Raw genomic sequence first — 685 nt, forward strand, 5'->3', positions numbered from 1 at the left:
AATAAAGGATGACACCATCAACATTTTGCCAACCCGTCAATTTTTCACCATTGGCAGTGTAGTAATACCAGTCTTTTTGGTTGTCAGATTGGAAATGACCACCAGTTACAACCTGGGTTGGTAGTTGCGTTTTTTCGGTAAGGATGCCATCAGCATCTGCTAAATAGGTTTTACCGTCTACTTCAATGCTTGTATCAGTTACTTTACGCCCATTATCTTTATCGTAGTAGTAATCCTTGCCATCAATGGTAATCTTTTCACCCTTTGCTTGGATTCCATTGTCATGGAAGTAGAGGTTAAAGTTATCGATGGTTTGTGGACCAGTCAGTTTGTGGCCGTCACTGTCTAGATAATACCAGTTGCCTTGATCATCAGAAGTGAACTTGCCACCTTGGGAAGGTGTTTCCTGTGAAGTAGTTGCGTTGTCGCTTGTCCCAGATGAGATTTCAACGCTCCTATCAGCAGTAGTTGTTTCATTAACTGGAGCTGCCCCACCCTTTTTATCAGTCTCGTTAGCAGGCTGTGTAGCAGTTGCTTCTGCAGGCTGACTAGCCACATTAGTAGATGTAGTGTCAGTAGAGACTGCTTCACTAGAAGTATTCCCGACAACAGTACTCGTTGGAGCCACTTCGGTTCTTGTAATGAGGCTAGCACTTGTCTCAAGATTGCTGTCAGAGACGACATT

General features: G+C 43.6%; 1 pseudogene. It reads right to left on the bottom strand.

Annotated elements, in window-relative coordinates:
• Nucleotides 1-685: pseudogene (locus HMPREF3112_RS11575) on the bottom strand (choline-binding protein); the annotation flags it as partial.

The sequence above is a fragment of the Streptococcus sp. HMSC10E12 genome (assembly GCF_001807855.1).
GTDB lineage: Bacteria > Bacillota > Bacilli > Lactobacillales > Streptococcaceae > Streptococcus > Streptococcus salivarius.